The sequence below is a fragment of the Paenibacillus thailandensis genome (assembly GCF_042685365.1).
GTDB classification, from domain to species: domain Bacteria; phylum Bacillota; class Bacilli; order Paenibacillales; family Paenibacillaceae; genus Paenibacillus_AP; species Paenibacillus_AP thailandensis.
The window spans coordinates 47,369-70,915 of sequence record NZ_JBHUMY010000012.1 but is presented as its reverse complement, the minus strand read 5'-3'; the positions used below and the strand labels follow the sequence as shown (position 1 = coordinate 70,915).

The window sequence follows — 23,547 nt, the reverse complement described above, 5'->3', positions numbered from 1 at the left end:
CAATGGAGCCATACCGCATTCTTGTGGTGGACGATTCGCCGTTTATGCGGGCCATTTTCAGCGATTTGATTACGCGGGACTCCGAATTTGCCGTCATCGGAACGGCAGGCAACGGGGAAGAAGCGGTAGAAGCGGTCAAGCGGCTTAAGCCGGACGCCGTGACGCTGGATTTGGAGATGCCTCTGATGAACGGGCTCGAGGCGCTCCAGATCATTATGAAGGAATCGCCGACGCCGGTCATTATGCTGTCCGGCATCAGCGAACAGAACATGCGCGAGACGATCAAGGCGCTTCAACACGGTGCCTTTGACTTTATCCGCAAGCCGACGAGCGCCGTCTCCGACGATATTCAGCAAGTCGGCGAGCTGTTGATCGAAAAGCTGAAAATGGCCGTCATGACGCAGCGGAAGCGGAAGCTTGCCGGACCGGCCGCGCTGCCGCCGGTAACGGAAACGGCCCGCATGCCGGACTCCGCGTACCGGAAGCCGGCCATAAAGCTTCCTGAAGCGGCCGATGGACAAACCGCGATCGGCAAAGGCCAAAAGAAGGAGTCCAAAGCCAAACCGGCAGGACCGTCCAGCGCGAAAGCGGTCGTAAACGAAACGACACAGGCGTATCGTCCGGCAACGACGGCGCCGAATGCCGGCGCGGGTTCTCCGGCAGCCCCGGCGGAACCCGCCGCGGCCGAAAACGCGCCGAAGAAAAAATCGAAGCCCGTCCAACCGGTTTCCTTTCGGCATATCGTCGCCATCGGCACGTCGACCGGCGGACCGCGCGCTCTGCACGAAGTCATTAGCTCGCTGCCCGAGCATCTGCCGGCGCCGGTGCTGGTCGTCCAGCATATGCCGCCCAAGTTTACAAGATCTTTGGCGCAGCGGCTAGACAGCTTCAGCCGGCTCAAGGTCGTCGAAGCGGAGCAAGGCGAAAAGGTGTTGCCCGGAGTCGTTTATATCGCGCCCGGCGGAAGCCATATGGAGCTTTCGCGGGACAAAGACGGCTACTGCATCAAGCTGACGCAAGAGCCTCCGCGGGGCGGCCATCGGCCGGCGGTCGACGTTCTCTTCGAGTCGCTTGTGCCGTTCAAGGAGCTGCAGCGCCATGCGGTCATTATGACCGGGATGGGAAGCGACGGCGCGAAAGGAATGGAGGCTCTCGCGAAAAGCGGCGCGGCATCGACGATCGCCGAAGCGGAGGAAACATGCGTCGTTTACGGGATGCCGCGCTGCGCGGTCGAGAACGGCTCGGCTCAAGCGGTCGTGCCGCTGCAGCAAATCGCGCCGAGTCTGGTGCACAACGTATCGAAATAGCGGCAAATTCAATCAGGAGGTGCAATTGGGATGGACATGAATGCTTACTTGTCGATGTTTATCGATGAATCAAACGATCATCTGCAAGCGTTGAACGAAAATTTACTGCAGCTGGAGAACGATCCCGAAGATCTCTCCATCGTGCAGACCATTTTCCGTTCCGCCCATACGCTGAAAGGCATGTCGGCCACGATGGGCTTCGAGGACCTGGCTTCCCTTACCCACGAGATGGAGAATGTGCTTGATCTGGTGCGGAACAACAAGCTGAAAATGGATGAATTTATTTTCGATACGCTGTTTAAAGGCTTGGACGCGCTGGAAGCCATGGTGCAGGACATCGTGGGAGGCGGGAGCGGCAAAGCGGACGTCACGTCTATCGTCGCATCGCTTGTTTCCATCGTCAAAGGAGATTACAAAGCGGCCGACAGCGCAGGAAACGAGTCGGCAGCGAAAGCCGATTCGGCCGCTCCATCGACATCGGCGGGTAAGCCGGCGGCCATGCTGCTGGACGAATTCCAAGCCTCCGTGCTGAAGCAGTCCATCGAAAGCGGCCTAGCCGTATTTCATATAACGGTTGCGCTGCGCGAGGATTGCATGTTGAAATCCGTTCGGGCGTATATGGTGTTTGATCTGATCGAGCAAAACGGCGAAATCGTCAAATCTGACCCTTCGGTTCAAGATTTGGAACAGGGCAGCTTCGATCAGACGTTTACCGTCATTACGATCTCGAATTTGCCGGCTGACGACCTGCAGGCCAAAATCGGCGATATTTCCGAAATCGAGTCGGTACAGGTCGAGGCGCTCAATATGGAGTCCCTTGCCCGCATGACGGCTGACGGTAAGCAGCGCGCGGCCGAGCAAGCGAAGGCTCAGCCTGCGGCCGGAGATCCTGCGCCGGAGAAGGCGGAAGCCGCACGCCAAATCGCCGCCTCGCGCAATCAAACCGCGGCGGCGGGCGCGGCCGTATCGAAAACGATTCGGGTCGATATCGACCGTCTCGATTCGCTGATGAATTTGTTCAGCGAGCTTCTTATCGACAGAGTCCGGCTGGAGCAGCTGGCCAGCGAAGTGAAGCGCACCGATTTGACCGAGACGGTCGAGCATATGGCGCGCGTAAGCAACGATTTGCAAAATATTGTGCTGAAGCTGCGGATGGTTCCGGTCGAATCGGTATTTAACCGTTTCCCGCGCATGGTACGCGACTTGGCGAAATCGCTGGACAAAAAAATCGACCTTGTCATAACGGGCGCCGACACCGAGCTGGATCGGACCGTCATCGACGAGATCGGCGACCCGCTTGTCCATCTGCTGCGCAACTCGCTGGACCATGGCATCGAGCCGGTCGACAAACGGATTGCGGCCGGTAAGCCGGAAACGGGAACGGTTCATCTCCGAGCTTACCATAGCGGCAACAACGTGTTCATCGAAGTCGAAGACGACGGCGGCGGCATCAACCATGAGAAGGTGCTGGACAAAGCCATCAAAAACGGCATCGTGACGAAAGAGCAAGCAAAGACGATGAGCGTTAACGAAATGAATATGCTCATCTTCGCGCCGGGCTTCAGCACGGCGGACGTCATCTCCGACATCTCGGGCAGGGGCGTGGGACTGGACGTCGTCAAATCGAAAATCACATCGCTCGGCGGCAATGTGACGATCGAATCGGCGCTTGGCAAAGGAACGAAGTTTTCCGTAGAGCTGCCGCTGACGCTGTCGATTATTTCCGCCATGCTGATCAAGCTCGGGTCGGAAAAATACGCCATCCCGCTTTCGTCCATTGCGGAAACGGCGGTTATCAAGCAGGAGCAAGTGCGGAACATACACGGGGCCCAAATGATCGAATACCGGAACAATGTCATCCCGCTCGTATCGTTAAGCCGCGTATTGAATTGTCCGGATTATGACGAGCGCGGCGAAGAGGAAACGGAAATCGTCGTTATCCGCAAAGGGGAGAAGCTTGCGGCGGTTACGGTTGACGAGTTTATCGGCCAAAGCGAGATCGTGTTGAAATCGCTCGGCAGCTATTTGACGAACGTCGAATCGATTTCGGGAGCGACGATATTGGGCGACGGCCAGGTAGCTCTCATTATTGATCCAAACTCGCTGATCAAATAACGAATATTAGGAGGGGTCAACATGGAAGAAGTGAAAGTGATCGTTTTTGCCTTGAATAACGAGGAATACGGCATCGAAGTCGATAAGGTGCGTACGATTGAGCGGATGATGCCGATTACCCGCGTTCCCAAGACGTACTCCTTCATTAAAGGCGTCGTCAATTTGCGCGGCATCGTCGTTCCGGTCATCGATCTAAGAGGCCGCTTCGGTCTGGAAGAAACGCCCGTTACGGACAACTCGCGCATTATCGTCGTCGCGCTGGAAGAGATGGAAGTCGGTTTTATCGTCGATTCGGCCAACGACGTTATCGATATCGACAGGGATACGATCGATTCGCCTCCGGAAGTGGTCGGCGGCATTAAGGCGAAATATTTGGACGGCATCGCCAAGCTTGGCGAGAACCGCCTCCTGATTATGCTCAACTTGGCGGAAGTATTGAACAAAAGCGAAATCAGCATGCTTGAGCAGCTAGAGGTTTGACCGTGGGCGTTTACAACCGTTTTGAAGCTTTTGAATTCGACGTGCTGCGCGAAGTGGGGAACATCGGGGCGGGCAATGCGGCGACGGCGTTGTCCCGCCTGCTGAACAAGCCCGTGGACATGGCGGTGCCCCGCGCAAGCCTCCTGCCGTTCGAGGAAATCGCCGATTTCGTCGGCGGGCCCGAACAAATCGTGCTTGCCATCTTTCTTCGGGTGGAAGGGGACGCGCCGGGCAACCTCTTCTTCATCGTCGACGAACAATCGGCCAGACGGATCCTTCGCCAGCTGCTGTCGATGGAAACAAGCGATGCGGTCTTCTCGGAGCTGGAGCTGTCCGCTTTGTGCGAGATCGGCAATATCCTTGCCGGCTCTTACTTATCTTCGCTTGCCGATTTGACCCGGCTATCGATGATGCCTTCCGTGCCTTCCATTACGATGGACATGGCCGGGGCCATATTGAGTCACGGCGTTATGATGTACGGGGAAATGGGCGATTCGGCACTTCTGATCGAAACGACTTTTCTGGAGGGGAACGAAGTGCTGGACGGGCATTTCTTCTTTATTCCCGACCCGGATTCGTTCGTTCGGCTGTTCCGCGCGCTGGGAGTACCCGTCGAATGATTCAGCAAAACTTGGTCAAAGTCGGCATGGCCGACCTGAATATCGCCGTGGAAGGAGCCGTCCTGCGAACGACGGGACTCGGCTCCTGCGTAGGTCTCACGTTATACGATCCGCTTGTCAAAATCGCCGGCATGGCCCACATTATGCTTCCGTCCTCGGAAATTGCGAGGGATGGGGCGCTCAACCGGGCCAAATACGCGGATACCGCCGTACCGGAGCTGCTGGAGCGCATGGCGAAAGCCGGAGCGGTTCCCGCAAGGCTGCAGGCGAAAATGGCGGGAGGCGCTCAAATGTTCGCCTTCGCGGGCGGGTCGGAATCGATGCGGATCGGTCTGCGCAACGTTGAAGCCATCACGCTGACGCTAAACAGCCTTTCGATCCCGATCGTCGGACAAGATACCGGCGGCAATTACGGGAGAACCATAGAAATCGACAGCAACGACGGCATGCTCTCCGTTCGGAGCGTGCCGTATGGAACAAAGGAGTTTTGACATGCTTGGAACATGGCGATGGAATGTCGGGCTTGGCCTGCTAGGCCCCGTCTTGACGATTCTTTTCTCGATTGGCAAAAACCCGCTGCCCGTCGTCCTTCTGCGCAGCGTATACGCTTTGGCCGCGTTTTTTCTGCTCGGTTACGTTTTGCGCTTGGCGCTCGGGCAAATCTTGAAGTCGGCTCCGGCCAAAGAACCCGTTCTCGAAGCGCTGAAAGGAACGCAGCTTGATCTTCGCACGCCCGATGAAAGCGAGAATTTGAACGAGCTGCTGAAGCCGAAAGGGGGAAAAGAGGATACCGGGGCGCCGGGCGCCGGATCGGCGGATCAGGCGGAATTCAAGCCGCTAAACCCGACGAAGCTCGTATCTACGCAAAGCAATGATCCTGAGCAATTAGCGAAGGCCGTACGTCATCTTACAGGAGGGTGAGGAAGATGGTAGTGGCAAAAAAGCCGCAGAATACATTGCTGCTGTGGCAGGCTTGGAAAGATGACGGCGATATGGATGCCAAAAAACAATTGATAGAGCATTATTTGCCGCTTGTTGATTACGCGGTCAACCGGATGGCGATCGGACTCCCCAAGACCGTTTCCAAGGACGACCTGGGGAGCAACGGCGTCATGGGGCTAATCGATGCCATCGAGAAGTTTGACTACTCCCGCGGCAACCAGTTCGAGACGTACGCTTCGTGGCGGATTCGCGGGGCAATCATTGACGGTTTAAGGCAAGGGGATTGGGTTCCCCGTTCGGTGCGCGAGAAAGCGAAAAAAGTGGAGGAAGCTTATCAGCTGCTCGAACAGAAATATATGCGCTCCGTTACCGACGCCGAAATCAGCAGTTATTTGAACGTTACCGAAAAGGAATTCGCCTCCATCCTTCAGGAGATCGCCGTCACGACGGTTTGCTCGCTGGAAGACCCGATTCGCGAAGAGGAAGCGGAAACGAGATTGTCGCTGCTTGTCGACGAGAAAGCGAAAAATCCCGATTATAAAGTCCACGAGTTTTATTTGAAAGAATCTCTTATTCAAGGTATAGACAAGCTGACAGAGAAAGAACGAACGGTTATCTCCCTATTCTATTACGAGGAGCTTTCCCTAAGCGAAATCGCCGAGGTGATGTCGCTTTCACCGTCTAGAATATCCCAGCTCCACTCGAAAGCGATATTAAGGCTGCGTGGAGCGTTAGCGAAGCATAAAGATCAGCTTATGCAGAATTAGAAGGGAGGGAGTAAGATGGACGATCAGTTGCTGGAATCACACCTTCGCATCCAGACATCGCCGGATAAACTGTCCGCCTTCTTGCTTTTCAATTATATTACGGACGAGTTCGCTTGCACGCCCGAGCAGCTCGAGAGATTCATCAGAAGCAAAGGAATCGTGCACGGCCTTCAATCGCAAGCCATTCACAACATATGCAGAGATCCGGTCGTATACAGCAAGGAACAAACGCTGATCGCGGTCGGAGACGATGCAAAGCCGGGAGCGGACGGACAAATCCGTTTCCTGTACGATATGGAACAGAAGGAGCGCCGTCCTGCCGAAACGCAGGACGGCAAAGTCGATTTTAAAGAGATTAGCCAGCTTCGCAATGTCAAGTCGGGCCAATTGATTGCCGAGCGGGTCGACCCGAAGCTCGGGCCGCCGGGCAAAACGGTAACCGGCGAGCTCATTCCTCCGAAGCCGGGGAAGCCGGCCCGTTTTAAACCGGGCAAAAACGTCGTCGTCAATCCGGAGCAGACCGGCATCTACTCGACGATCGACGGCCTCGTCACTTTGACGGACAAAGACAAAATCAATGTGTTTCCGGTATACGAAGTTAACGGGGACGTCGATTACCGGGTCGGAAACATCGATTTTGTCGGTACGGTCGTTATTAGAGGAAATGTTTTAAGCGGTTTCAAAGTGAAAGCGGCCGGGGATATCCGCGTCGTGGGAGGCGTCGAAGGCGCCGAAATCGAATCCGAGGGCTCGATCGAAATTACGAGCGGCATCATGGCCGGAAATAAGGGCTATGTGAAAGCCGGTCGCAACATTCGCAGTTCCTTTATTCAAGATGCTAACGTCATCGCCGGCGAAGAGGTGGAAGTTTCGCAAAGCATCATGCATTCGAACGTGCGGGCGGGCAAGAGGATCAATTGTACCGGGGCGAAAGGCCTAATCGTCGGCGGAACGATTCAGGCCGGCGAGAGCGTAACGGCCCGGACGATCGGGAATACGATGTCCACTGCTACCGTCGTGGAAGTCGGGGTGCTGCCGGAGCTCAGGGGAGAGCTGATCGAGCAGCGGATGCTGGTCAAGCAGCTGAAGGAAAGCATGGATAAAACCGACAAGGCGCTTGTTATTTTGGATCAGCTTGCGGCCGCGGACAAGCTCACTCCCGAAAAAATGAACATGCGGATGCAACTGTTGGCCACGAAGCGCCAGGCGAGTACCCGGATCGACTCGGCGATGGAACGGATTTTGGAAATCGAACAGGAGCTCGAAAATACGGACAAAGCAAAAGTATCCGTCCTGAACGTCATTTACGGGGGGACGAAGGTCGTCATCGGCCGTTATACGAAATTTATAAAGGATCCGCTTAAGCGGATCCTGCTGCAGTACGCGGACGGAGAAGTGGCGGCGAGCCCTTACGTCGGCTGAACGCAGGGCAAAACGTACGTTAACGGTATGAAGGAGGCGGGCAATGACCTTTCAACCGATTGACCAGCAAATATCCGTTCACCGTACGCCGGAGCAAGGCGCGTCCCAGGCTCAGGCGACGGGCCGGCTCGTTGCCGAGCAGCAGATGCTTGCCGGGCAGGCGGCCGAGGAAACGGAACGGCAACGTTCCAAAAATACGCCGGCGGAGCCGTCGGCCGAGCCTCATATCGGCCGCGGTCACGAACGAAACGGCGGGACGCCCGATCGGCGGCAAGCCGGCAAAAAAACGAAACGGACCGAACAGGACGGGCAGGCCGGGGCTCAGGCGGTCCACCCTTATAAGGGCAAACATATCGATCTTACATTGTAAAGCGATAAAGTCGTCAAATCCGGGAAGGACATGATACCCGAATCTCCGTTTCTTCATTTATAATGCGCAACGAGCGACGAAGCGCTTATCCGGAACGAAGAGACGCGGCATGTCGTTTAATCTTTTGGCATGGCCATTCGACATAGAAGGAGGCGTCGGAACATGTGGCAGTATATCGTTTTGCTTGGCGCCGTCGTTGCGGTGGCCGCGTTTGCAATGCCGCGCAAGAAGCAGGAGGAGCCGGATTCGGCCAAGTCGCTCGGCAAGATGGAGCTGGCGCTCGAGCAATTCATGGAAAATATGGAGCATGACAATAAAGAATTGGCTGAATTGGTCGTCGAGGCGTTAAAGCAAGCGAACGACCGGGCGGATAGCCAGGCACGCAAAATCGACCGGCTCGAGCGGGAGCTCGACGAGTTGAAGCGGGCTATTGAAGCAGGGAGACTCGCGGCGCCGGGACATTCGCCGAATGAGCTGCCTAAGGCGAAGCGAACGGATGATTCCAATGCCGGCACAATGTTATCGGCGCCGGCGTCGGAAGAAGCGAAAACGGAAGAAAAACAACCGGAGGAAGCTTCGGCGGATTCGGGCAGCGGGGAGAAAAACGCGACGCTGCAAAGCCGATACGCGGAGCTGCTTGAGCTGTATCGCCAAGGCAAGTCGGTCGAGGCGATCGCCAAGCGGCTTCGGATGAACAAGGGAGAAGTCCAGCTCGTGCTGCAGCTCGCCAGACGGGAGGCGGCGGCTCATGGCGAATAAACGGTATTTTATAGGCGGCCTCGGGCTTGGCATCATATGCGGCGCCTTGCTGCTGCAGCTGATGCTGATAGGGGAACGTCAGGCGGAAGTGCCGCTGGCTCCGGCATCCGCGGAGACGGATGGAAGCGGCTCCGGGCAATCGGGGGCGGGCGAATTGCTCGCATCCGGCAACGGTACTGCGGAAGCGGAAGTCCAAGGAGGCGAAGACGCGGCCCCATCGTCCGAGCCGGACGCCGCTTCCGGAAGCGGCGCAGCTCCATCTTCCGTAACCCCGGCGCCAAGCGGAGAGAACGGTTCCCGGAGCTGGAATTTGATTAAGATCGAGGCCGGCATGGGACTGAAGGAAACGGGAGAGCTTTTGGCGCAGCAGCATATTATCGAAGATGCCTCGGCGTTCGTCAAACGGATGAAAAGCCTCGGCAAGCCGGTAAGAGCCGGCTATTTTCTGTTTGCGGGAGAAGCCGACCTGGACGAAGCGATCGGCATCGTGAGCAGCATGCCGCTAAGCGCGAGACAGGCGGAGCTGATCCGCAAGGCGCTGGAGGAAGCGGAAGGGCAAGCCGCGAAATAAGCGGCGCGAAGTACATGTTGCGCGGCGTATATAGTTATGGTATATTAGTTGACGGTGTTAAAAACACACGCCTGTCAATTCTGTTAACGGTGCTTCCAAAGCGGAAGTTTTAACGGAAGATGCGACCGGCGGAGGGTGCTTACACACAAAAAACCATTTTACAGGAGGTGTTGAAGAATGGCGGTTATCTCCATGAAACAGCTTCTCGAAGCTGGGGTACACTTCGGTCACCAGACTCGTCGTTGGAACCCTAAGATGGATCGTTATATCTTCACGGAAAGAAACGGAATTTACATCATCGATTTGCAAAAAACGGTTAAGAAAGTCGAAGAAGCTTACAACTTCGTTCGCTCGATCGCGGCGGAAGGCGGCTCGGTTCTGTTCGTAGGCACGAAGAAACAAGCCCAAGACTCCGTTAAAGAAGAAGCTGAACGTTGCGGCAACTTCTACATCAACCAGCGCTGGCTCGGCGGTACGCTGACGAACTTCCAAACGATTCAAAAACGTATCGATCGTCTGCGCCAGCTCGAAACTTGGGAAGAAGACGGCACGTTCGAAGTTCTTCCTAAGAAAGAAGTTATCATCCTTCGCAAAGAAAAAGACCGTCTCGAGAAATTCCTCGGCGGCATTAAAGGTATGCGCAGCCTGCCTAGCGCGCTGTTCGTTATTGACCCGCGTAAAGAGCGCATCGCGGTTGCCGAAGCACGCAAGCTTGGCATCCCGATCGTAGGCATCGTCGACACGAACTGCGATCCGGACGAAATCGACTATGTTATCCCGGGCAACGACGACGCAATCCGTGCTGTCAAATTGCTCACTTCCAAAATGGCCGATGCCATCGTCGAAGCGAACCAAGGCGAGCAAACGACTGCATAATTATTGCTCCGTATGCCTATAAAGGGTGGTCAGATGGTGAAAGCCTCTCACCGCCCTTTTTTTGAACATATAACAGATGCTTGAACATACTAGACATAAGGCTTGGAACATGAAATTTTTTCAGGAGGGTTAAATAATGGCAGTAAGCGCTAGTGCAGTAAAAGAACTTCGTGAAAGAACCGGAGCGGGTATGCTCGATTGCAAAAAAGCGTTGGACGAAGCTAACGGCGACATCACGAAAGCAATCGAAATTCTTCGCGAGAAAGGACTTTCCGCGGCGGCAAGCAAAGCCGGCCGTATCGCGACGGAAGGCGTTATCGAATCGTACATCCACGCCGGCGGCCGTATCGGCGTCCTTGTGGAAATCAACTGCGAGACGGACTTCGTAGCGAAGACCGATCAATTCAAAGCGTTCGCGAAAGACATCGCGATGCAAATCGCCGCTGCAAGCCCGAAATACGTTCGCCGCGAAGACGTTCCTCAAGAGGAGCTTGACAAAGAGCGCGAAATTTTGAAGGCGCAAGCGCTGAACGAAGGCAAACCGGCCAACATCGTCGAAAAAATGGTTGAAGGCCGCCTGTCGAAATATTTCGAAGAATATTGCCTGCTCGAACAATCGTTCGTAAAAGATCCGGACAAAAAAATCTCGACGCTTCTGAACGAGAAAATCAGCTCGATCGGCGAAAATATTTCGATCCGTCGCTTCGTTCGTTACGAACTTGGCGAAGGCCTCGAGAAGAAGCAAGACAACTTCGTCGAAGAAGTTATGGCTCAAGCAAAGCTGTAAACCGAACGCACAGGCGGGGCGGCATTCCGCCCCGCCTTCTTTCTATATTTGCAAGCCTGTAAGGAAGTTCTTAAATAAAGCCCTTTCCGACTAGGGCACGATGGAGGTAGAAACGTTGGAGAGGCCAGTTTATAAACGTATTGTGTTGAAGGTCAGCGGAGAATCCCTTGCGGGACAAAACGGCTACGGCATCGAAGCGTCCGTCATTTCTTCCATTGCCGAGCAAGTGAAGTCCGTCGTTGAGCTTGGCGTCGAAGTCGCGATTGTCGTCGGCGGAGGAAACATATGGCGCGGCATTGCCGGTACGCAAAAAGGAATCGATCGGGCTACGGCCGATTATATGGGAATGCTGGCGACCGTCATGAACTCTCTTGCGCTGCAGGACGCGCTGGAGCAGATCGAAGTGCCGACGCGAGTCCAAACTTCGATCGCCATGCAGCAAATTGCAGAGCCGTACATTCGCCGCCGCGCCATTCGTCATCTCGAGAAAGGACGCGTCGTTATTTTTGCGGCGGGAACGGGCAACCCGTTCTTCTCGACGGATACGACGGCCGCGCTGCGCGCCGCCGAAATCGAGGCGGAAGTCATTCTGATGGCGAAGAACAAAGTCGACGGCGTATATTCCGCGGATCCGTTCAAGGACAGCACCGCCGTTAAATTTGAAGAATTGACTTATTTGGACGTACTGAACAAAAACTTGGGCGTTATGGATTCGACCGCTTCTTCCTTGTGCATGGACAACAATATTCCGCTGGTTGTGTTCTCCATTACAGAGCAGGGCAATATAAAACGGGTAGTGCTGGGCGAGAAAATCGGAACTATTGTGAGAGGAAGTGCTAAGTAGTGCCACAAGCAGTGAAAAAAAACGCAGAAGAACGTATGGAGAAAGCGATTGCCGCATTAAAACGCGAGCTTTCCACGTTGCGCGCCGGCCGCGCGACCCCTTCGTTGCTTGATCGCGTGCAAGCCGAATATTACGGGGCGTTGACGCCGATCAACCAATTGGCGAATATCAACACGCCGGATTCCAGGACGATTATGATCCAGCCTTGGGACAAATCGTCGATCGCTGCGATCGAAAAAGCGATTTTGAAGTCGGACTTAGGGCTTACGCCTTCCAATGACGGAAGCGCCATCCGGATTACGATTCCGATGCTTACGGAAGAACGGCGGATGGAGCTGGTGAAGCTGACGAAAAAATTCGGCGAAGAAGCAAAAGTCGCAATCCGCAACATTCGCCGAGACGCAAACGAAGACATTAAGAAGCTGGAAAAAGATTCGATCTCCGAAGACGAATCGCGCCGGCATCAGGAAGATATTCAAAAAACGACCGACAAGTATATTGCGGAAGTGGAAAAGGTGCTTAGCGCCAAAGAAAAGGAAATTATGGAAGTATAAAAGCGAGCAAGCCCCTCCTAAGACAGGTGGGGTTTGGTTTTTGAACATCGGAAAGTTTAAGCTTGGTACTGCGCTGGCGTACCCAAGATCTTTCCGATTGGAACGAAAAGCTACCTCTGAAGTCGGGCCCCTTCATCGAAGAGGCTTCGGTAGAAGATTTTCTTACCGCACTGGAAAGTTAAACTTCGCTAAAGCATGAAAGCGATCTGACTTTCTGTCGGCACGAAAAACTTCCGCAGAAAGCGGTCTGGCTACTTTGAGATACTTCGATAGAAGCTTTTCTTAAATCCGTGCAGGAGGAACCGAAATGATCAAGCGGCTTTGGGGGAAACCAGACAAGCCATCCAAGCAGTCTGCTGAACCGGCAAGCACGGACAACATCCCGCAGCATGTTGCCATCATTATGGACGGCAACGGCCGGTGGGCCAAAAACCGGGGCTTGCCGCGGGTTGCAGGACACCACTCCGGAATGAAGGCGGTCAAACGCGTAACGATGGCAGCCGATCGGCTCGGCGTCAAATATTTAACGCTGTACGCTTTTTCGACGGAAAATTGGAAGCGGCCGAAGGCGGAAGTCGACTATTTGATGAAGCTTCCTCAAGAATTTCTTGAAATTGAGCTGGCGGAGCTTGTTCAGAACAATGTGCAGGTCCGAATGATGGGTTATTCGCAGCAATTGCCGTCCCACACGCTCCAAGCCGTTGAAGAAGCCGTACGCCAAACCGCCGGAAATACAGGGCTGGTGCTTAATTTTGCTCTGAATTACGGCAGCCGCATGGAAATGCTGGAGGCCGTCAAGCAGATTGCGGATGAAGTGAGGAACGGTCAGATGTCGGTTGAAGATATCGACGAGAACGCGATGTCGTCCCGATTGCTGACCGGAGGCCTGCCGGATCCGGATTTGCTGATACGCACCAGCGGGGAAATCAGGCTTAGCAATTTTATGTTATGGCAGCTGGCTTATAGCGAGATGTGGTTCACGGACGTCTATTGGCCGGAGTTTACGGAAGAGCATTTCCATGAGGCGATTAAGGAGTATCAGCGCCGGGCGCGGCGGTATGGCGGTTTATAAACGGATAAGAGTTTATTTCGTTTCATCGGGAACCCGAAATTGTTAATTTGCGATAAAATCTGCCAGTTGCTTTCGAAGAGTTTGCTTGGCTAACCTTTAGTTCGTTCATCTTCGAAAGGCCTCGTTTGAGGTTTTCTCAGCTTCCTATCGGAGTGTGACATACTTGAAACAACGAATCGTAACCGGCTTGTTGGCCGGCGGATTGTTTATCGCCCTCGCGGCCGCGGGCGGCTGGATGTACACGTTATTGCTAATCGCGCTCGCGCTCATCGGATACGCGGAATATGTCAGGATGAACGGCGAAAAGTGGCATCATCCGCTTTCCTTAATCGGATTTGCGGGCGTGTTGATTTTCGTATTGCCATGGTCGTCATGGGGAGTTACGCCTCCGGCCGATGCGGCTGTCGTATGGCTGCTTTTGCTGGCGGTGCTTGCCATGACGGTCATCACCAAAAACAATAAAACGATCGACAGCGCCGCGCTTATGCTGCTTGGCGCTTTATACGTTGGCTACGGTTTTTCCGCGATGATACAGGTGCGGGGCATCGAAGACCATGGCTTGTTTTTGACTTTTTTGTGCTTCGGGTGCATCTGGGCGTCGGACATCGGCGCTTATTTTACCGGCCGCGCGTTTGGCAAGCATAAGCTGTGGCCGTCCATCAGCCCGAACAAAACCGTGGAAGGCGCCTTGGGCGGCATAGCGCTGTCGCTTGTCGTCGCTTTGGTTTCCACGGCTATTTACCCGGACGGGATCTCGATACATAGCGCAATATGGATAGGCTTGATCGCAGCGGTTGCCGGGCAATTCGGGGATTTGATTCAATCGGCGTACAAACGGGTCCGCAACATTAAAGACACGGGCCGCATTCTTCCCGGTCACGGCGGCATATTGGACCGCTGCGACAGCTGGATTATCGTATTCCCGCTATTGCATCTGACCGGCCTGCTGCCGAATTAGGAGGAAACCGCAGGTGAAAAAAATTACGATACTCGGATCGACGGGGTCCATCGGAACCCAGACGCTCGACGTGGTTGCGAGCGATCCGGAACGGTACGAAATCGCAGGGTTGTCTGCCGGCAGCAACGTCGAGCTGCTTATTCGCCAGGCGAAGCAATTTCATCCGAAGATCGTTTGTCTCGCGACCAAAGAGCTGGCCGAACAGGCGAGGCGCGAGCTGCCGGCTTCCGTGCGGATCGTCTACGGCGAAGAAGGACTGTCGGAGGTCGCAGCCGGAACGGATGCGGATACGGTCGTGACCGCCATTGTCGGCAGCCGGGGGCTGCCCGCTACGCTGGCGGCGATCGAAGAAGGCAAAACGATTGCGCTCGCCAACAAGGAAACGCTTGTGACCGCCGGGCATATCGTTATGGAGCGCGCGGCGAACAAAGGCGTCTCCATCTTGCCGGTGGACAGCGAGCATTCCGCTATCTTTCAATGCTTGAACGGGGAAGACCGCAAATCGGTCCGGCGCATTACGCTGACGGCTTCGGGGGGCTCTTTCCGGGACAAATCGAGGGATGAGCTGGAAGGGGTAACCGTCGAGCAAGCTTTGAACCATCCGAACTGGTCGATGGGGGCCAAGGTGACGATCGATTCGGCCACGATGGCCAACAAAGGGCTGGAAGTGATCGAAGCGCACTGGCTGTTCGGAGCTGCTTACGATCAGATCGATGTGCTGATCCATCCCGAAAGCATCGTTCACTCCTTTGTCGAATTCGACGATTACAGCGTCATTGCCCAGATGGGCTTGCCGGATATGCGCGTGCCGATTCAATACGCGCTGACGTATCCGGAACGCCGTCCTTCGCCGGCCGGCCGGATGGACTTGGCGGCTATCGGCAAGCTCCATTTTCGGCAAATGGATTTTGAGCGTTACCCGTGCTTGAAATACGCTTTTGAGGCGGGACGTGCGGGGGGAGCGGCTCCGACCGCTTTTAACGCCGCCAACGAAGTGGCCGTGGCCCGTTTTTTGAACGGCGAAATATCGTTCCTCGGCATCGAGCGCGTCATCGAAACCGTGCTCGGCAAGCTGACGGCGGCCGGCGCGGACAGTCTGGAAGCGATCGCCGAAGTCGACGCATGGGCAAGGGAAGCCGCGGCTAACGTATAGCCTTTGAGCTGGCAGCTTGCCCTTGAATTAAGGCGAGGAAACCGTTTCGGCATGCCTGAATCGGGTTCTCTTGTATCGTGCGCGAGAATAATGATAATCTATGTACAGGCCGTTACGAACAGGAGGCAAGGCTATGCATATGATTCAGGTCGTTTTCTTGACTGTGCTCGTATTTTTCGTCATCGTGACGATTCATGAATGGGGACATTTCTTCTTCGCCAAACGGGCGGGCATTCTTGTTCGGGAATTTGCGATCGGATTCGGCCCCAAGCTTATTTCCGTCAAGCGCGGAGAAACCCGCTATACGCTTAGGCTCGTGCCGGCGGGAGGCTATGTCCGGATGGCGGGCGAAGACCCGGAAATCGTCGATGTCCAGCCCGGACAAACGATTGCGGTACGGCTCAAGGAAGGCAAAATTACGAAAATTTACTTAGACCGGCTGGACGAAAGAAAAAGCGTGATCCGCGGCGAAGTGACGGATATGGATTTGGAGCGCCGTCTATTTATTAGCATGAACGTGGAAGGAGAGCTTGAGCGGTACGACGTTCACCCGAAAGCGCTCATGATCTCGAAGGGCAACGAAACGCAAATCGCGCCGTACGACCGCCAGTTCGGAAGCAAAACGACAGGGCAGCGGGCGCTTGCGATTTTTGCGGGACCGGCCATGAACTTTGTGCTGGCGTTCGTATTGTTCTGCGCCTACATCCAGATGGCGGGTATCCCGACGGCGGAGCCGGACCATATTCTAGTCAACGAAGTAACGGAAGGAATGCCCGCACAGAAAGAGGACCTGCGTTCGGACGATATCATCGTGGCGGTTAACGGAACGCCTATCGGGGCGGATTTTGACAAAATGATCGAAATTATCGGCGCTTCGCCGGGCGTTCCCGTGACGGTCGATATTATTCGCGACGGACAGAAAAAGCAGCTGAGCATGACGCCGGTTGCCGATGCGGAAGGGGTAGGCAAGATCGGCATTACGGCCAAGTATCCGGTCATCCCGACGAGGCACGCCACTTTCGGAGAAACGATTACGGGCGCCGGCAATTTGATGAAAAACATGACGATCAGCATTTTCGAAGGGTTCAAAAAAATTATAACGGGCGATTTCAAGCTCGACGATCTCGGCGGACCGGTGCGCACGGCCGAAGTGACGAGCCAGATTGCGCAGCAGGGCATTACCCAGCTTACGTCGTGGACGGCGCTGCTCAGCCTGTATCTCGGCATTTTCAATTTGCTGCCGATTCCGGCGCTTGACGGAAGCCGCCTTATATTCATCGGACTGGAAGCGGTGCGCGGACGGCCGATTCACCCGAATAAAGAAAGCATGGTGCATTTTATCGGATTCGCCTTGATTATGCTGCTCATGCTCGTAGTAACTTATAATGATATTTTGCGATTGGTAAGAGGGGAGCCATAAGCCGTTTATGTCAAAGGAAAAACAATTTGTTACGGAAATTACGCCGCAAAGCGAAGATTTCTCGAGATGGTACATCGACGTCATCAAAAAAGCGGAGCTGATGGATTATTCGCCGGTCCGCGGCTGCATCGTCTTCCGTCCGGAAGGCTATGAGCTTTGGGAAAACATTCAGCGCGATCTGGACCGCCGCTTTAAAGAAACGGGCCACCGGAACGCCTACTTCCCGCTTTTTATTCCGGAAAGCTTCTTTCAGAAGGAAAAGGAGCATGTCGAAGGCTTTAACCCCGAGCTGCCGTGGGTGACGGAAGCCGCAGGCGAGAAGCTCGAAGAACGGCTTGCGGTGCGCCCGACTTCGGAAACGATGTTCGGCCATATGTACGCGAAGTGGATTCAATCGTACCGGGATCTGCCGGTTCTGATCAATCAATGGGCGAATGTCGTTCGCTGGGAGAAGCGTACGCTGCCGTTCCTTCGGACGAGCGAATTTTTGTGGCAGGAAGGCCATACCGCGCACGAGAACGAAGCGGAAGCGCGCGAGGAAACGATGCGCATGCTCGAAATATACCGGGATTTCGTCGAGGATTTTCTGGCTATTCCGGTTATCGTCGGACAGAAGACGCCTTCGGAGAAATTCGCGGGCGCCGTCGACACCTATTCGATCGAAGCGATGATGAAGGACGGCCGCGCCGTCCAGGCGGGTACTTCCCATTACCTCGGCACGAACTTTGCGGTCGCGTTCGACATCAAGTATCTCGACCGGGAGAATCAGCTCCAATACGTACATACGACGTCTTGGGGCGCCAGCACGCGCCTGATCGGCTCCCTCATTATGGTGCACGGCGACGACCGGGGGCTTGCGCTGCCGCCTAAAGTCGCTCCGACGCAAGTGATCATGATTCCGATCGGTCCGGCCAAGACTCGCGAGCAGGTGGTCGGACGCGTGGACGAGCTGTACGCCGAGCTGAAAAAAGCCGGTATCCGCGTGCGCGTCGACGATCGTGCGGACGTTAGCCCGGGCTGGAAGTTCAACGAATACGAAATGCGCGGCGTTCCGCTGCGGCTTGAGCTCGGTCCGCGCGACATGGAGAACGGAGTCGTCGTGCTCGTCTCCCGAGTCTCCGGCGAGAAGCGGGTCGTCGAGCAAGCGAATCTGGTCCAGGAAGTCGAGAAGATGCTGGACGAGATTCAGAAAGAGATGTTCGAGAAAGCGAAGCGGTTCCGCGACGAAAACTTGAAGTCCGTCGATACGCTGGACGAGATGAAGGCGTCGCTTGAACAGAAGCGGGGCTTCGTGCTTGCCGGCTGGTGCGGCTCCGAAGCTTGCGAGAAGCAAGTCAAGGAAGAAACGGGCGCAACGAGCCGCAACATTCCGTTCGAGACGGCGGAGAAGAAATCGGCTTGTCTCGTTTGCGGCGAACATGCGGAACATACCGTTGTGTTTGCCCGCGCTTACTAAGCGCTTAAGGCCGCGAAGATCTATTCGGCGTTCGCGCCGAAACGGTTCGTCCTGAAGAGCGGGACGACCTGGTCGTTTCGCTCGAGTTGCAACGTTTGCGCGATGGGGAGGAGTAAGCGATGAGCAAGGATAAACGGAAAACGTTCGAATTGCTGCTGAAGCAAGCGGAGCTTCCGCGCGATTTGATTGAAGCTTATTTTCAGGACGGATATATCGAGCAAGTTGTGGTCAGCAAAAGCAACCGCGAATGGACGTTTTGCATACGCAAAACGTCCTTGGTGCCTTTACAGGCCATAAACGGGCTGGAGCAAGCCGTCCGGCAAAAATTCGCCCATATCGCCGATACGTCGTTTAAATTTATTTACGAGGATCATATACCGACCTCGGCGATCGTAGAGGAGTATTGGGGATTGTTTCTGGAATGGGCGCAGCGGACGATCGCTTCCGTCAACGGCTGGCTGATCAAAGCCGCGATTGCGGCCGAAGGCCAGGACATTACGCTGTCTATGCTGGATGCAACGGGGCTGGAGCTGGCCCGCAAGAAGCGGATCGACGAAGAAGTTTCCCGCTTTTATCATGACCGGTTCGGGCGATCGTGCCGGGTCAAGCTTGCCGTCGGCGAATCCCGGCGGGAAATTTACGAGGAGTTCGCCCAGAAGATCGAGCAGGAAGAACGGGAAGCGATTCAGCAAATGATGGCGAGCGCGGCCGCCGAAGCGGCATCCGGCCATGACGGGGACGAAGAGCCGGTTCGGCTTGCCGTAGGCTACGACATTCGCGAAGAGCCGGTCCCGATCATGAACATACGCGAGGAAGAGAAGAAGATCGTCGTGCAAGGCGCCGTATTCGGGCTCGAAGTGAAGGAGCTTCGGAACGGCAGCACGTTGTTTACGTTTAACGTGACGGACTTCTCCGATTCGATCGCGATGAAGATGTTCGCCAAGACCAAAGAAGACGTGAAAGTGCTGAGCCAGCTGTCGAACGGCAAATGGATCAAAGCGCGCGGGCGCGTCGAATACGACCGCTTCATGCAAGAGCCGGAGCTCGTCATGATGCCGAACGACCTGCACGAAGTTATTGCGCCGCCCGACCGCAAGGACAAGGCGGAAGAAAAGCGGGTCGAATTTCATCTTCATACGACGATGAGCACGATGGACGCGGTTACGCCTGTGGACGTCTATGTTAAAACCGCCGCGAAATGGGGCCATAAAGCGATTGCGATCACCGACCACGGCAACGTGCATTGCTATCCCGAAGCGTTTAAGGCGGGCAAAAAACACGGCGTCAACGTGTTGTTCGGACTCGAAGCCAACCTGATCAACGATTCGGTGCAGATGGTCATCAATCCGCGCGAGCAGCAGCTGGCGGACGCCGAATACGTCGTATTCGACATCGAAACGACCGGCTTGTCCGTCATCAACAACAAGATTATCGAGCTGGCCGGCGTCAAAATGCGGGAAGGCAAAGAAATCGACCGCTTCTCGACGTTCATCAACCCGCACGAGAAAATTCCGTACAACATTCAGCAGCTCACGAATATTACGGACGATATGGTAAAAGACGCTCCCGAGCTGGAGCCGATGCTGAAGCAATTTCTCGATTTTGTCGGCGATGCGGTGCTCGTCGCCCACAATGCCCGGTTCGATATCGGCTTTATCCAGGCGAACTGCAAGCAGCTGGGACTGCCCGAAGTGAAAAACCCGGTATTGGACACGCTGGAGCTGGCGAGATTTTTGTTCCCGACGCTCAAAAACCACCGGCTTAACACGCTGGCGGATAAATATAAAGTAAGTCTTGAAAATCACCACCGGGCCATCGACGACTCGATCGCGCTGGGGCATGTGCTGTTCGGCTTGCTGAAGGACATTGCAGACCGCAATATTACCGGACTTCATCAATTAAACGATTATGCCGGTCTCGACTTGTCCAACATCAGGCCGTTCCACAGCTGCATCTATGCGCTTAACGCGACGGGCAAAAAAAATCTGTTTAAGCTCGTATCCTTATCCCATACCGAATATTTCAAGCGGGTGCCGATTATTCCGAAGAGCAAGCTGCAAGAGCTTCGGGAAGGCCTGCTGGTCGTATCGGGCTGCGAGAAAGGCGAGTTTTTTGAAACGGTGCTGAACAAGTCGTACGAGGAAGCGCTGGAGGTCGCCCAATATTACGACGTGCTGGAAATCCAGCCGGTTTGCTTCTATATGCATCTCGTCGAAAAAGGATTGGTCGGAAGCCGCGCCGAAATCGAGCAAGCGCTCCGCCGCGTCTGCCAAATCGGGGACGAGCTTGGCAAGCCGGTCATCGCAACCGGCAACGTTCATTATTTGAATCCGCGCGACAAAGTGTTCCGCGACATTACGATTCACGGCATCACCGGCTTCAGCCCGCTGAAGGAGCAGACGAAGCCGGACGCGCATTTGCGCACGACCGATGAGATGCTCGAGGAGTTCGCGTTTCTCGGCGAAGCGCGGGCGTTCGAAGTGGTCGTCACGAATACGAACAAGCTCGCCGAGCGCTTCGAGCCGTTCGAAATGTTCCCGGACAAGCTGTTTACGCCGATTATCGAAGGCGCCGAAGAGGAAATCCGGAACACCTGCTACTCGACGGCGAAGCAAATGTACGGCGAGAACTTGCCTCAGGTCGTTATCGACCGTCTGGAAAAAGAACTTGTGCCGATTATCAAATACGGCTTCAGCGCCAACTATCTCATCTCGGAGAAGCTCGTGAAGAAGTCGAACGCGGACGGTTATCTCGTAGGCTCGCGGGGTTCGGTCGGTTCGTCCGTCGTCGCGACGTTTCTCGGCATTTCCGAAGTAAATCCGCTGCCGGCTCACTATTTGTGCCGCAACACGGAATGCCGCCACAGCGAATGGTTTCTCGACGGCAGCGTGCCAAGCGGCTTCGACTTGCCGGACAAGGAATGCCCGAAATGCGGCCATGTGATGAAAGGCGACGGCCAGGACATTCCGTTCGAAACGTTCCTTGGCTTCAAAGGCGACAAAGTTCCCGATATCGACTTGAACTTCTCGGGCGAATACCAGCCGACCGCACACAATTTCACCAAGGTCATGTTCGGGGAGAAGAACGTGTTCCGGGCCGGCACGATCGGCACCGTCGCCGAGAAGACCGCGTACGGCTTTGCCAAAAAATACGAGGAGCATCACGGCAAGAAATGGCGCGGCGCGGAGCTGAACCGGCTGGCGGCCGGCTGTACCGGCGTCAAGCGCAGCACCGGCCAGCATCCCGGCGGCATCGTCGTTGTCCCGGATTATATCGAGGTCGAGGACGTTACGCCGGTGCAATATCCGGCCGACGACGTAAACGCCGAATGGAAAACGACGCATTTCGATTACCATGCATTCGAAGCGAATTTGCTGAAGCTCGATATTCTGGGGCACGATGACCCGACGATGATGCGGATGCTGCAGGATTTGACGGGCGTCGACCCGACGACGATTCCGATGAACGATCCGAAGGTGATGAGCCTGTTCAACTCGACGGCCGCGCTGGGCGTGACGCCGGAGCAAATCCGCACGCCGGTCGCCACTTACGGGGTTCCGGAGATGGGCACCAAGTTCGTGCGGCAGATGCTTCAGGAGACGCAGCCTTCGTCGTTCGCCGACCTGCTGCAAATATCCGGCCTGTCGCACGGTACGGGCGTATGGCTGGGCAACGCCCAGGAGCTCATCAAGAACGGAACGTGCAACATCAAAACCGTAATCGGCTGCCGCGACGACATTATGCTTTATTTGATCTACAAAGCGGGCATGGACGCGGGGCTTGCGTTCAAAATTACGGAAAGCGTCCGGAAGGGCAGGGGCTTGACGCCCGAGTGGATCGAAGAGATGAAGCGGTGCAACGTGCCGCAATGGTATATCGATTCGTGTCTGCGCATCGAGTACATGTTCCCGAAGGCGCACGCCGCCGCTTACGTCACCTCCGCGGTGCGTACCGCCTTTTTCAAGCTGTATTACCCGATCGAATTTTATGCGACGTACTTTACGGTACGGGCCGAAGATTTCGATCTGGATATATTATGCCAAGGCTACGACGCGATTTTGCGCAGGCTGATCGAGATCGAAGAGAAAGCTTTCACGGCGACGCCGAAGGAAAAGGCAAGTATTTCGCAGCTTGAGATGGCGCTTGAAATGACCGCCCGCGGCTTCTCGTTCAAGCCGATCGACCTTTATCGTTCGGACGCGACGAAATTCCAAGTCGACGGGGATTCGCTGATTCCGCCGTTTTCGGCTATCGCCGGCATCGGCGAGAACGCCGCGCGCAACATCGCCGCGGCGCGGAACGAAGGCGAGTTTTTGTCGATCGAGGATTTCCAAATGAAATCGAAAGCGACCAAAACGGTCATCGAAGTGCTTAACGGAATGGGCTGCTTCCGCGGCTTGCCGGAATCGAACCAGCTGTCGCTGTTCTAATCGGCCGGCTACATTTTGTATTCGCCTGCCTTGTCACTGTAATATGGTTATGATATAATTTTTTTGGTAATGATGTTGATAAGGCCTTCGATCAGGAGAGTGGGGAAACCCACTCTCTCCGTTTTGATATAGGCCTTTATGCTTTATTCGCATGCATCTAACGGGAGGTCACGCCAACTTGAACACGTCTAAAATCAAATCCGTCGTAGAAGAAATGGTCAAGCCGTTTCTCGACGACAACGGCTTTGAGCTCGTCGACATCGAATACGTGAAGGAAGGAAGCAGTTATTTCCTGCGCGTGTTTGTCGACAAGGAGAACGGCATCGATATCGACGAATGCGTCCGCATCAGCGAGTATTTGAGCGAACAGCTGGACAAAAACGACCCTATTCCTGGAAACTATTTCCTCGAAGTGTCTTCGCCGGGGGCCGAGCGCCCGCTCAAAAAACCGGACGACGTCCGGAAAGCTGTCGGGAAGCATGTCTATATAACGACTTACGAGCCGGTTAACGGCGAAAAGGAATTTGAAGGCGAGCTGCTTGCGTTCGACGGCGAACAGCTAACGATTCGGACGGGCAATAAAGAGCAGACGGTGCCTTACGCCAAGGTGGCCGGTGCGAGGCTTGCGATCGTTTTCTAGCTCC

Annotated in this window: 22 protein-coding genes; all 22 read left to right on the top strand. The window is 55.1% G+C overall.

Translation table 11 applies throughout. The features are described from left to right. Positions 1-2 precede the first annotated feature (2 nt). On the top strand, positions 3-1,307 hold the full coding sequence (locus ACFSW5_RS11785; RefSeq protein ID WP_379273092.1) for a protein-glutamate methylesterase/protein-glutamine glutaminase: 1,305 nt from the start codon (positions 3-5) through the stop codon (positions 1,305-1,307). Positions 1,308-1,337: 30 nt separating this feature from the next. Continuing rightward, a complete protein-coding gene (locus ACFSW5_RS11780) occupies positions 1,338-3,422 on the top strand; it encodes a chemotaxis protein CheW (RefSeq protein ID WP_379273090.1) in 2,085 nt (694 codons plus the stop codon). A 21-nt stretch (positions 3,423-3,443) separates the two neighbouring features. Then, a complete protein-coding gene (locus ACFSW5_RS11775; RefSeq protein WP_379273088.1) occupies positions 3,444-3,902 on the top strand; it encodes a chemotaxis protein CheW in 459 nt (152 codons plus the stop codon). Positions 3,903-3,904: 2 nt separating this feature from the next. Continuing rightward, entirely contained in the window at positions 3,905-4,522 is a 618-nt protein-coding gene (locus tag ACFSW5_RS11770) for a chemotaxis protein CheC (protein ID WP_379273085.1), read from the top strand. Beyond that, positions 4,519-5,013 (top strand): chemotaxis protein CheD, encoded by a 495-nt coding sequence (locus ACFSW5_RS11765; protein WP_379273083.1) that lies wholly within the window; start codon positions 4,519-4,521, stop codon positions 5,011-5,013. Before ACFSW5_RS11770 ends, ACFSW5_RS11765 begins: the two co-directional genes overlap by 4 nt. A 1-nt stretch (position 5,014) precedes the next feature. Further along, positions 5,015-5,443: a hypothetical protein gene (locus tag ACFSW5_RS11760; protein WP_379273081.1), complete on the top strand. Its 429-nt coding sequence runs from the start codon at positions 5,015-5,017 to the stop codon at positions 5,441-5,443. A 5-nt stretch (positions 5,444-5,448) separates the two neighbouring features. Continuing rightward, positions 5,449-6,231 carry a FliA/WhiG family RNA polymerase sigma factor gene (locus tag ACFSW5_RS11755; protein WP_379273079.1) on the top strand — a complete coding sequence of 261 codons (783 nt, stop codon included), beginning with the start codon at positions 5,449-5,451 and terminating at the stop codon, positions 6,229-6,231. Between the two features lie 15 nt (positions 6,232-6,246). Next, positions 6,247-7,653: a DUF342 domain-containing protein gene (locus tag ACFSW5_RS11750; protein ID WP_379273077.1), complete on the top strand. Its 1,407-nt coding sequence runs from the start codon at positions 6,247-6,249 to the stop codon at positions 7,651-7,653. Between the two features lie 43 nt (positions 7,654-7,696). After that, positions 7,697-8,023, top strand: a complete 327-nt coding sequence (locus ACFSW5_RS11745; RefSeq protein ID WP_379273075.1) for a hypothetical protein — start codon at positions 7,697-7,699, stop codon at positions 8,021-8,023. Between the two features lie 162 nt (positions 8,024-8,185). After that, positions 8,186-8,782, top strand: a complete 597-nt coding sequence (locus tag ACFSW5_RS11740; protein WP_379273073.1) for a DUF6115 domain-containing protein — start codon at positions 8,186-8,188, stop codon at positions 8,780-8,782. Continuing rightward, positions 8,772-9,353 carry a hypothetical protein gene (locus ACFSW5_RS11735; RefSeq protein ID WP_379273070.1) on the top strand — a complete coding sequence of 194 codons (582 nt, stop codon included), beginning with the start codon at positions 8,772-8,774 and terminating at the stop codon, positions 9,351-9,353. Before ACFSW5_RS11740 ends, ACFSW5_RS11735 begins: the two co-directional genes overlap by 11 nt. Positions 9,354-9,530: 177 nt before the next feature. Further along, positions 9,531-10,229 (top strand): 30S ribosomal protein S2, encoded by a 699-nt coding sequence (rpsB, locus tag ACFSW5_RS11730; protein ID WP_379273068.1) that lies wholly within the window; start codon positions 9,531-9,533, stop codon positions 10,227-10,229. A gap of 136 nt (positions 10,230-10,365) precedes the next feature. After that, positions 10,366-11,016, top strand: coding sequence for a translation elongation factor Ts (tsf, locus tag ACFSW5_RS11725; protein ID WP_379273066.1), 651 nt, complete (start codon positions 10,366-10,368; stop codon positions 11,014-11,016). Between the two features lie 115 nt (positions 11,017-11,131). Next, entirely contained in the window at positions 11,132-11,860 is a 729-nt protein-coding gene (gene pyrH / locus ACFSW5_RS11720) for a UMP kinase (RefSeq protein WP_379273064.1), read from the top strand. Then, positions 11,860-12,414: a ribosome recycling factor gene (gene frr, locus ACFSW5_RS11715; protein WP_379273062.1), complete on the top strand. Its 555-nt coding sequence runs from the start codon at positions 11,860-11,862 to the stop codon at positions 12,412-12,414. Before pyrH ends, frr begins: the two co-directional genes overlap by 1 nt. A gap of 307 nt (positions 12,415-12,721) precedes the next feature. After that, positions 12,722-13,486 carry an isoprenyl transferase gene (locus ACFSW5_RS11710; protein ID WP_379273060.1) on the top strand — a complete coding sequence of 255 codons (765 nt, stop codon included), beginning with the start codon at positions 12,722-12,724 and terminating at the stop codon, positions 13,484-13,486. Between the two features lie 154 nt (positions 13,487-13,640). Beyond that, complete coding sequence (locus ACFSW5_RS11705) at positions 13,641-14,444, top strand: phosphatidate cytidylyltransferase (RefSeq protein ID WP_379273057.1); 804 nt, start codon at positions 13,641-13,643, stop codon at positions 14,442-14,444. 13 nt (positions 14,445-14,457) lie between these two features. Beyond that, positions 14,458-15,597 (top strand): 1-deoxy-D-xylulose-5-phosphate reductoisomerase, encoded by a 1,140-nt coding sequence (locus tag ACFSW5_RS11700; protein WP_379273055.1) that lies wholly within the window; start codon positions 14,458-14,460, stop codon positions 15,595-15,597. A 133-nt stretch (positions 15,598-15,730) separates the two neighbouring features. Next, positions 15,731-17,017 carry an RIP metalloprotease RseP gene (gene rseP / locus ACFSW5_RS11695; protein WP_379273053.1) on the top strand — a complete coding sequence of 429 codons (1,287 nt, stop codon included), beginning with the start codon at positions 15,731-15,733 and terminating at the stop codon, positions 17,015-17,017. Positions 17,018-17,024: 7 nt separating this feature from the next. After that, positions 17,025-18,473 (top strand): proline--tRNA ligase, encoded by a 1,449-nt coding sequence (gene proS / locus ACFSW5_RS11690; RefSeq protein WP_379273050.1) that lies wholly within the window; start codon positions 17,025-17,027, stop codon positions 18,471-18,473. A 119-nt stretch (positions 18,474-18,592) separates the two neighbouring features. Then, positions 18,593-22,903 (top strand): PolC-type DNA polymerase III, encoded by a 4,311-nt coding sequence (locus ACFSW5_RS11685; protein ID WP_379273047.1) that lies wholly within the window; start codon positions 18,593-18,595, stop codon positions 22,901-22,903. A gap of 178 nt (positions 22,904-23,081) precedes the next feature. Continuing rightward, positions 23,082-23,543: a ribosome maturation factor RimP gene (rimP, locus tag ACFSW5_RS11680; protein ID WP_379273045.1), complete on the top strand. Its 462-nt coding sequence runs from the start codon at positions 23,082-23,084 to the stop codon at positions 23,541-23,543. The last annotated feature ends 4 nt before the right edge of the window (positions 23,544-23,547 follow it).

Coding starts and splice junctions, on each gene's coding strand:
- proS (WP_379273050.1), top strand. CDS start 17,025: ATGTCAAAGGAAAAACAATTTGTTACGGAAATTACGCCGCAAAGCGAA.
- ACFSW5_RS11780 (WP_379273090.1), top strand. CDS start 1,338: ATGGACATGAATGCTTACTTGTCGATGTTTATCGATGAATCAAACGAT.
- ACFSW5_RS11775 (WP_379273088.1), top strand. CDS start 3,444: ATGGAAGAAGTGAAAGTGATCGTTTTTGCCTTGAATAACGAGGAATAC.
- ACFSW5_RS11755 (WP_379273079.1), top strand. CDS start 5,449: ATGGTAGTGGCAAAAAAGCCGCAGAATACATTGCTGCTGTGGCAGGCT.
- ACFSW5_RS11740 (WP_379273073.1), top strand. CDS start 8,186: ATGTGGCAGTATATCGTTTTGCTTGGCGCCGTCGTTGCGGTGGCCGCG.
- rpsB (WP_379273068.1), top strand. CDS start 9,531: ATGGCGGTTATCTCCATGAAACAGCTTCTCGAAGCTGGGGTACACTTC.
- rseP (WP_379273053.1), top strand. CDS start 15,731: ATGCATATGATTCAGGTCGTTTTCTTGACTGTGCTCGTATTTTTCGTC.
- ACFSW5_RS11750 (WP_379273077.1), top strand. CDS start 6,247: ATGGACGATCAGTTGCTGGAATCACACCTTCGCATCCAGACATCGCCG.
- ACFSW5_RS11760 (WP_379273081.1), top strand. CDS start 5,015: ATGCTTGGAACATGGCGATGGAATGTCGGGCTTGGCCTGCTAGGCCCC.
- ACFSW5_RS11710 (WP_379273060.1), top strand. CDS start 12,722: ATGATCAAGCGGCTTTGGGGGAAACCAGACAAGCCATCCAAGCAGTCT.
- tsf (WP_379273066.1), top strand. CDS start 10,366: ATGGCAGTAAGCGCTAGTGCAGTAAAAGAACTTCGTGAAAGAACCGGA.
- ACFSW5_RS11685 (WP_379273047.1), top strand. CDS start 18,593: ATGAGCAAGGATAAACGGAAAACGTTCGAATTGCTGCTGAAGCAAGCG.
- ACFSW5_RS11735 (WP_379273070.1), top strand. CDS start 8,772: ATGGCGAATAAACGGTATTTTATAGGCGGCCTCGGGCTTGGCATCATA.
- ACFSW5_RS11765 (WP_379273083.1), top strand. CDS start 4,519: ATGATTCAGCAAAACTTGGTCAAAGTCGGCATGGCCGACCTGAATATC.
- ACFSW5_RS11785 (WP_379273092.1), top strand. CDS start 3: ATGGAGCCATACCGCATTCTTGTGGTGGACGATTCGCCGTTTATGCGG.
- ACFSW5_RS11745 (WP_379273075.1), top strand. CDS start 7,697: ATGACCTTTCAACCGATTGACCAGCAAATATCCGTTCACCGTACGCCG.